The organism is Rhizobium sp. GCM10022189 (assembly GCF_042656325.1).
In the GTDB taxonomy this organism is placed as follows: Bacteria; Pseudomonadota; Alphaproteobacteria; order Rhizobiales; family Rhizobiaceae; genus Rhizobium.
Window position 1 is genome coordinate 177,581 of the sequence record NZ_JBHSOR010000056.1, and the last position, 6,762, is coordinate 184,342.

Below are 6,762 nucleotides of genomic sequence, written 5' to 3' on the forward strand. Positions count from 1 at the left end.
CTGTCCTGCCGGGTCCTTCGGACCCCCCAACAAGGGGGGAGATCGACTCGTGGCTTGACCTTTGCACCTCATGAACGTCGAGCAGTTTGCAACGTTCATTGTTTGGGGAAACCCGCGCCCCCAGCCAATCTCCCTCCTTGTGGGGGGTCCGAAGGACGGAGCGAAACCCGTGGCTCGACCCCGGCAGCCCCGCAGACCAGAGGTGCCCCACGGCACAACGCCGACCCGGTCGTCTCAACGCCGCCGCGATCCCCCTGCCGGCCCCGCGCTACCCTAATAGCCCCAGCCGGCGCCCTTCGGCGGCGGCCTGGCCTCTCGATCTGGCGTTCAGCTTTGCCAGGATCGCGGAAATATGGTGGTCCACCGTTTTGGCGGAGACGAAGAGGAGCGCGCCGATTTCGGCGTTCGAGCGGCCCTCGTCGATCAGGCGCAGCACGTCCATTTCGCGGATCGTCAGGCCGGCGGCGTTGGCCTGGGTGGTGGGGCGCGGGCCGCGGGCGGGGAGGCGGCCGCCGCGTTTGCGGATCGTCTCCTTCACATGGGCGATGACGGTCGTGGCGCCGAGCGCTTCCAGCGCGGCGAGCGCGCGGTAGAGCGCGTCGCTGTCGCCGTCGAGCAGGGCAAGGGCGGCATAGTAGGGGGCGCGGCGGCCGGTCCAGATATCGGCGGCCTCCTGCCAGCGGCCGCGGCGCATGGCGGCGACGGCGGCGTCGGCGTTTTCGCCGCCCTGCGCAAGGCCGGCCTCGCCCGTCATATGCGCCCAGAAGCCGAGCATCGAGCCGGCGGCATCGTCGCGGCAGAGCGCGGCGGCCTGCCGCAGGGCGGCAAGCGCCTGCTCGCGGCCGGCAAGGCCGAGCCAGGCGCGTTCGGCAACGAGCGCCGCATGGGCGGCGAGGCGCGGGAATTCGAACGCGTTCTGAAGGAAGGCCGCCATTTCCTGCATGAGTTCGTCGGCATTGCCGCCGCGCCGCGTCCGCAGCGTCGCCAGCGCCACGAGCGAGGGATAGCGGCAGAGCGCGGGCGAATTGCGGTTGTCGACCACGGCTTCGGCGGCGGCCTCGGCCTCGTCCCAGCGGCCGAGTTCGGTCAGCAGCTCGGCCAGCTCGCCGCGCATATAGTCGCGCCAGGTATCGAGGTCGTGCTCGATGCAATAGGCGATGCCGCGCGCCAGCACCGCTTCGGCGGCATCGGCCGCATGCAGGCGGATTTCCACCCAGGCGCGGTTGGTGAAGGCGCGGGCGGCATGTTCCTGGAAGCCGTGTTCGAGGGCGATTGCCAGAGCCCGGTCGAGCGTCCGGCGGGCGCGCTGCGGCTCGCGCCAGCAGATGGCGGTGCCGACATTGTTGAGCGCGTGGCAGAGCACTTCGGGCCTTGCGATATCCTGCTTCGCCACGAGCGCGATGGCGCGCTCGCCATGGCGCGTCGCGGTTTCGGCGTCGCCCGCCAGCATGGCAAGCTGCGAGAGGTTGGAATAGGCCATTGCCAGTTCGGCATGAGCCGGTTCAGCGTGGGCCGGTTCTGCGGGGCCAGGTTCTGCGGGATTGGCCGCCTGTTCCAGCAGGTCCACGGCCTGGCGGCCGAAGGCATCGGCGCCCTTGCGGTCGCCGGCAAGGTAGCTCAGCCGCGACAGCCAGCGCATGTTGTCGCCGACATGCCTGATATCCCCGAGCGCCCGGTAGAGCGCAAGCGCGCTCGTCTGGGCGGCGATGGCGCGTTCCATCTGGCCGGTCAGGTGGCATTCGAAGGCATAACCCTCGTAGAGGCCGGCGCGCTCGGCATCGCAAAGGCTTGCGGCATGGGCGAGCGCCAGCTCGTAATGGCGCATGGCCTGCCGGTGGGCGCCGAGCCTTCCGGCCTCGGCCGCCGCCTTCGGCGCCAGCTCCAGGATCGCGGCCACATCCTGCGCCTCGTGGGCATGGTGGACCATGCGCGCCATCGAGGCATCGCCGCTGCGGCGGAAATAGGCGAGCGCCTTTGCGTTCATCGCCCGGCGGCCGAGCGGCGGCAGCGATTGCTCGATCGCCTGCCGGGCGATCTCGTGGCGGAAGGCGAAGAGTTCGCCGGCCGGCACGAGAAGGCCGCTGGCCGCGCAGGCCTCCAGCGCCGGCCGCGCCGGCCTGCCGCAGATCGTCTCGATCAGCTCCGGCGCGAAGCCATCGGGCGAGGTGGAGGCGGCCCGCAGCGCCTGCCGCTCCGGCTCGGAAAGCGCATCGGCGCGCGCCAGCACCGCATCGCGGATGCTGGCCGGCAGGCGCCCGCCATCGCCTGCCGGCTGGCGGCCGGCGGCCTCGACAAGCTCGCTGACGAAATAGGCGTTGCCGCCGGTGGCCGAAAAGATCGCCTCGCCGTCGAGGCCGGCGCTTCCGGCAAGTTCCAGCACCGCCGCTCTCGACAGCGGCGGCACGTCGAGCCGCAGCCAATGGGCCGGCGGGATATCGGCAAACAGCCGCCGCAGCCGCGTCTGGCCGGCCGTATCGTCGTTGCGCGCGGTCACGAGAAGGAGCAGGCAGGCGGAGCGGATGCGCCGGCCGATATAGCGGATCAGGTTCAGCGTGGCGTCGTCGGCCCAGTGAATATCCTCGATGAGGAGCAGCGTCGGCCGGCGCCCGGCGGTCAGAAGGTCGAGCATTTCGGAAAAGAGCGAAATCCAGTTGCGGCCGGAGGCCGGCGCGAGCGCCAGCGCCCAGCGCGCCTCCCGCGCGATGTCGCGCCAGGGGCCGAGCGGCTCGGCCGTGCCGAAATTCTCGCAGGCGCCGGACAGGACCCGCGTATCGGCAGGCACGGCGCGGGCAAAGGCGGCCGCAAGCGAGGACTTGCCGGCGCCGGCTTCCCCTTCGAGAAGGACGAGGCGACCCTGGCCGTCGGCGGCTTCGCGCAGCAACGACTGCAGGTGATCGAGAGTGGGCTCGCGCTCGACTAGTCGCATGGCGGATTATTGCCAGCAACGGGAGCGGGTGGGAATAGGAGGTGCGTGAAAATCGGGACAGGCGGGGCGCAAAACGGGGAATAGTCCCGATGTGGCGGCCGGCGGCGGGGCATAGGCTCGTGTTCCGTCAGTCAGGCGCAAACAGGAGGCCGCCATGCCGAAATATCTCATCGAACGCAACATTCCCGGCGCATCCAGGCTCACGGCCGAGCAGCTCAGGGAGATTTCCGCCACGTCCAACAAGGTCGTCGCCGGCCTCGACCGGCCGTATAACTGGATCACCAGCTATGTCGCCGGCGACAAGATCTATTGCGTGCACGAGGCCGACAGCGCCGAAACCGTCTACCGCCACGCCCGCGAGGGCGGCTTCCCGGCCGATCTCGTCAGCGAGATCGCCTCGGAAATCGGCCCGAAAACGGCGCGCATGTGAGCCGCCGCGCCCGGCCGCCTCAGAGGGGCAGCGCGCCGGCGCACACCCCGTTCCCTCTCCCGGTCGTCTACGGGGAGGGGATGGGGCCGCGAGCGTGGCCGGCGATCTTCATGCCGCGACCGCTGCGACCATCCTGCGCAGCTCGGGCATCATCGGCGGATTGTCGGGCTCGACGATTTCGCGGCCGATATCCATGAGGATGGACTTGATCAGCGTCGTCTTCTTCAACGCGCTCTTCTTGACCAGTTCGTCAAACTCCTCGCTCGTGCGGGAGGTGACTTTCATCGAAAGGCGCTTTGCCGGGGCATGCTTCCAGCTTTGCCACTTCGCCTTGTGGATTTCCGCATTCCTGCGCAGCCGCTTCACCAGCGCTTCGTCGTTCACCGACCTGTGCACAAAGTAGGCGATCAGCGATTTTCGAAGGGTCGAGCCGGCGGAAGGATCGATGCGATAGGCCGCAAGGTCCAGCATTTCCAGGAACGGGGCAGCCACAACCACCTCCAGGGACCTGGAGGCAATGTCGCGAGCGGTGCGGATCGCCGGGGTGGATTGCGGCGGAATGGCCACGACGGTGCCGCACTCGTCGCAGGTGGCGGCCATGATTTCCCGGGCCACGGCAAGGCCGCTTTCGAACGGCACGTCGTGGTAGCCGAAAGTCGTCGTAACGACCTTCCGGCACGTTTCGCAGAGCGCCTCGCTCCTGTCTCCCGCATACCAGATTTTCATGCTCGCCTACCTTGACCGATGCACGCTGATGAAGATCGTGTCCGGATCAACAAAATAGAATTTTATGTACCATCCGTCCCGCTTGAGGATGTGGACTTCGACGCCCTTGAACGCATGGAAAGGCGGCTGGGTGAAAAAGATTCCAGGCCATGACTTTGGCTATACCGGAATGCGTTTTTAAAACTTTAATGAGAATGATTTCAAGCGCGTCGCGCCAAGGGTGCATATGCGTGAGGGAAAATCATGGCAGATGCGCCGCTTGCGGCCTCATTGCCGGAAAAAACCGTCTGCCCGCGACGGGTACGACCGATCCGCCGGGACTGGTTCCCGGCGGATCGCGCAGCCGCTATTGGGCTGTCACTGTCATCGGGGCGGGTTCTGACAGTGATTCACGGATCTCGTCGATCTTGCCGTCGGCCTCTCCGACGCCGAGGATGGTCCTGGCGCTCGCAAGCGCGGCGGGGCTGAGCTTGCCGGTGCGCGTTGCGGATGCCAGCGCTTCCTCCAGCGCGGCGTCGCCGAGCAGCGGGTCGTCGGCCGCCGGCTCCATGCCGTTGTCGATCTCGTATTGGGCATAGGCCATGGCATAGGCGGCGATCGCGCTCATGCGCGGATCGGACGTGTGCATATAGGCCTTGTAGCTGCGGTTGAGGGAGTTCAGGCCGGCAAGCTCGGAGGCCGCATTCTTCGCCTTGGCCCCGGTTGCGGATTTTCTGGCGGAGAGCGATTTCGCCTTCGCCTCGCCGGATTTGCCCTTGCCGGCGCTGCCGGATGTCGAGCCGTCGCGCAGCGACTTGCCGCCCTGCGCGCCGCCGCCCTGGCTGCCGTGGTTTTCGTGGCCGCCGCCGTTACCGCCGCCGTTACCGCCGCCATTGCCGCCGCCATTGCCGCCGCCATTGCCGCCACCGTTGCCGCCACCCTTGGCCATCGCGGCCGTGTCGAAGCCGGCAATGGCCAGCGGGCTCGAAGCCAGGGCGATGGAAAGCGCTGCCATCGATGCCAGAGTTGCAATCCGCATCCGTTTTTCCTCCGCAAGAAAAGGTTCCTCGAACGTCGCCGCACCGCCTGCCGGGCAGGGCGGGGTCGCGACGAGGCGGATGTTAGGTGCGATTCGCGCCGCCTGCATCGGACCGAGGTCCGGCATGCGTCGGACCATGGTCCTAGAGAGCGGGGCATGGTTAACGGCTTCCGGCCGTTGACGAATCGCGGGCGGCATGTCCGGCGGGCGATCGGGAATCGGGTGGCTGCCGCCCGCCGGATCTCCTACCCATGCCCTGTCGCAACAGGAGGTACGGATATGGAACTCGACGGCAAGGTCATCGTCATTTCAGGGGCAAGCAGCGGCATCGGGGCGGCGGCGGCGCGGCTGTTTGCGGCCGAGGGCGCAAGGCTCGTGCTCGGCGCGCGCCGGGCGCAGATGCTCGATGCGCTGACGTCGGAGATCGGCGAGAGCGGCGGCACGGCCGTGTCCCTTGCCGGTGACGTGCGGGAGGAGGCCTATGCGCAGGCGCTGGTCGGCCGGGCGCTCGATGCCTATGGCCGGCTCGATGGCGCCTTCAACAATGCCGGCATCGTCGGCGAGATGGGCGCCCTGGCGCAGATGAGCCTTTCCAACTGGGAGGCGGTGATGTCCACCAACCTGACGAGCGCCTTCTTCGCGCTCAAGGCGCAATTGCCGGTCATGACGGCGCAGGGCGGCGGCTCGATCGTCTTCACTTCGTCCTTCGTGGGTTACAGCAATGGCGGCCTGCCGGGCATGGGGGCCTATGCCGCCTCCAAGGCGGGCCTGATCGGCCTCGTGCAATCGGCCGCCGCCGACCATGCGGCCGACGGTGTGCGCATCAACAGCCTGCTTCCGGGCGGCACGGTCACGCCGGCGGGCGGGCAGGACAATCCCGAATTCCTGCAATACATTTCCGGCCTGCATCCGATGAAGCGCATGGCGGCGGCCGGGGAGATCGCGCAGGCGGCGATGTTCCTGCTGTCGGACCGGGCAAGCTTCATGACCGGCAGCCCGATGATTACCGATGGCGGCATGTCGGTGCGGCTGCTTTAGCGGCGGCGGGCGCGAACTTATCGCGCGACGGGGCGTTTCCACCCTGCCGCACATGCTGAGAGGAGGACGGCCATGACCACGATCAAGAGCCACGGATTCAGGACGAGGGCCGAGCTGGACGAGCATCTGGCCGATGCCGAGGATGCCGCCGCCGACGGGTTCGGCGCAGCCCCCGGCGAGGAGGCGTCGGCGGTCAGGGCGCGGGAGGAGCTGACGCTGGCGCGCCGGCAACTCGCCCTTCTCGGCCACCGGGTTTCGGCCCTGCGCGAGGAGGCGGATGCCGTCCTGTCCCGGCGCGGGCGGACGGACGAGGCCGGCGGGCACGGGCCGCGCGGCTTGCTGGCGCTTGCCGGCGCGGTGACGCTTGCGCTGGCGGCGGGCGGTCTCTTGCGGTCGCTTGCGGTTGCGGGGAGGGCGGATGCCGCCCTTCGCTCCGGCCGGCGGTGAGGATGGCGAGTGCCGGCATGGTCGGTGACAGGCGAGGTTGAGCCCGGAGCCCCCTTGTATCTGCACATTGATGATTTTGTGCGAAAGAAGCGACTGAGCCTCTTGCCGGGTGGCCACCCGGCAAGAGGCGTGGCGGCGTCGCCCGTTCTCCCTCCGGCTACAACCGTGGATGAGCCA

6 protein-coding genes are annotated in these 6,762 nt (G+C 68.4%); 3 read left to right on the forward strand and 3 right to left on the reverse strand.

Features of this window, described 5'->3' with window-relative positions:
- Nucleotides 1-268 precede the first annotated feature (268 nt).
- Entirely contained in the window at nt 269-2,926 is a 2,658-nt protein-coding gene (locus ACFPWW_RS27085; RefSeq protein WP_377314175.1) for a helix-turn-helix transcriptional regulator, read from the reverse strand.
- Nucleotides 2,927-3,080: 154 nt separating this feature from the next.
- Between ACFPWW_RS27085 and ACFPWW_RS27090 the strand changes: the two genes are divergently transcribed.
- Nucleotides 3,081-3,356 (forward strand): DUF4242 domain-containing protein, encoded by a 276-nt coding sequence (locus ACFPWW_RS27090; RefSeq protein ID WP_377314177.1) that lies wholly within the window; start codon nt 3,081-3,083, stop codon nt 3,354-3,356.
- Between the two features lie 108 nt (nt 3,357-3,464).
- Here ACFPWW_RS27090 and ACFPWW_RS27095 read toward each other — a convergent pair whose 3' ends face one another.
- A complete protein-coding gene (locus ACFPWW_RS27095) occupies nt 3,465-4,082 on the reverse strand; it encodes a hypothetical protein (protein WP_377314179.1) in 618 nt (205 codons plus the stop codon).
- Nucleotides 4,083-4,428: 346 nt separating this feature from the next.
- Nucleotides 4,429-5,100, reverse strand: coding sequence for a hypothetical protein (locus tag ACFPWW_RS27100; RefSeq protein ID WP_377314181.1), 672 nt, complete (start codon nt 5,098-5,100; stop codon nt 4,429-4,431).
- 279 nt (nt 5,101-5,379) lie between these two features.
- Here ACFPWW_RS27100 and ACFPWW_RS27105 point away from each other — a divergent pair, with 279 nt between their 5' ends.
- Together ACFPWW_RS27105 and ACFPWW_RS27110 are read left to right on the forward strand one after the other, a co-directional pair.
- Nucleotides 5,380-6,138, forward strand: coding sequence for an SDR family oxidoreductase (locus tag ACFPWW_RS27105; protein ID WP_377314183.1), 759 nt, complete (start codon nt 5,380-5,382; stop codon nt 6,136-6,138).
- A 72-nt stretch (nt 6,139-6,210) separates the two neighbouring features.
- The gene (locus ACFPWW_RS27110) at nt 6,211-6,585 is read left to right on the forward strand and encodes a hypothetical protein (RefSeq protein ID WP_112573482.1); all 375 of its coding nucleotides are present in this window, start codon (nt 6,211-6,213) and stop codon (nt 6,583-6,585) included.
- Nucleotides 6,586-6,762: the final 177 nt, after the last annotated feature.